Raw genomic sequence first — 1557 nt, 5'->3', positions numbered from 1 at the left:
GGCATAAATATGTTAAGTGAACCGTATTGGGCTATAAGCCAGATTTCGGGCGATCGTACTCTTTGGGCAGAAACCGGGTTTTTTCACCCAAATATAGGGTTCAAACCCTTAGTATCGGTAAAAAACCCGGTTTCTTTAGTCCCCGGCGCAAGTCCTAAAATTTGGTTTGTAGATGCAGACGGCGGTTGAAACCGCGTCTTGTCAAACGATGTCCGCCGGACGCCGACGGAAGAATAACCCAATTGTAAGTGCCACGTCTTCAACCCACGGAGGTGCGTGAGTGTTTGTATAGACGCGGTTTCAACCGCCCGGTTTTGTTGCTCTGGCAAGTCCTCGGAAAATCGCAAATATTAAAAATAATCAAAATTCTGACGGTAAAAAAAGTTAAATAACGGGAAAAATAGCAACCGTTAAGCTAGAGTTTGGTTTTCAAGATTTATATGAAAAAAGCGTTAATTTGTGGTATATCCGGTCAAGATGGAGCTTATTTAGCGAAACTGCTTTTGGATAAAGGTTATGAAGTTTGCGGCACATCCAGAGACGCCCAAATGTCGAGTTTCCGAAACCTTGCCAGTTTAGGAATCCGAGACAGAGTAAAACTAGAATCCATGTCTCTCAACGATTTTCGCAGTGTCTTGCAAGTATTAGCAAAAATTGAACCCGACGAAGTGTACAATCTAGCAGGTCAAAGTTCCGTCGCTCTGTCTTTTGAACAACCGGTAGAAACCCTCGAAAGCATTGCTACGGGTACATTAAATCTGTTAGAAGCAATTCGGTTTACCGGCGGTAAAATTAAACTTTACAATGCCAGTTCCAGCGAATGTTTTGGGGATACCGGAGGCAATCCAGCGGATGAAAATACACCCTTTCGCCCCAGAAGTCCCTACGCGGTGGCAAAAGCAACGGCTTTTTGGGAAGTAGCAAATTATCGGGAAGCGTACAATTTGTTTGCGTGTTCTGGTATTTTGTTCAATCACGAGTCACCGCTGCGCCCGGAGAGGTTCGTCACCCAAAAGATTGTATCTGTTGTGTGTCGAATTGCTGCTGGTAGTTCCGAAAAACTGCATTTGGGAAATATTTCAGTGCAGCGGGACTGGGGTTGGGCGCCGGAATATGTGGAGGCGATGTATTTGATGTTGCAGCAGGAAGAACCGGATGATTATGTAATTGCTACCGGTGCGAGTTATCCTTTGGAGGAGTTTGTGCAGACAGCGTTTGTGGCTGCGGGTTTGGATTGGCAGGAACATTTAGTAACCGATGCGAGTCTCTACAGGCTGACGGATATTGCTGTGGGGAGGGGAAATCCGGGTAAGGCGAAGCAAAAGTTAGGGTGGGAGGCGAAGTATAAAATGCCCGATGTGGTGCGGATGATGGTAGAGGCGAGGATGGGGAATGTTTGAGCAGCTTTTCTGAAAAGATCGCTCTTTTGTTAGGTATTAAAAAAAACTGTGTAGGAGTAATTGAGATGGGATTAGGAGATTGCAAACAGCTAATGTTGGTGCTGAAAAATGAATATAATCTGCCAACTTTTGTGGAAACTGGAACTTGGAAAGGTGA

Annotated in this window: 2 protein-coding genes; both read left to right on the top strand. The window is 45.1% G+C overall.

Going from position 1 to position 1557, the window contains the following annotated elements; all coding sequences use genetic code 11:
* Positions 1 to 189, top strand: a 189-nt coding sequence (locus tag IQ270_RS31665; protein ID WP_228056842.1) for a hypothetical protein, incomplete at its 5' end; no start/stop codon positions are given.
* A 251-nt stretch (positions 190 to 440) separates the two neighbouring features.
* Complete coding sequence (locus IQ270_RS30145) at positions 441 to 1400, top strand: GDP-mannose 4,6-dehydratase (protein ID WP_193976763.1); 960 nt, start codon at positions 441 to 443, stop codon at positions 1398 to 1400.
* Positions 1401 to 1557: the final 157 nt, after the last annotated feature.

This window comes from Microcoleus sp. LEGE 07076, assembly GCF_015207455.1.
GTDB lineage: Bacteria > Cyanobacteriota > Cyanobacteriia > Cyanobacteriales > Microcoleaceae > Microcoleus.
This window is presented reverse-complemented; position numbering and strand designations above follow the sequence as displayed.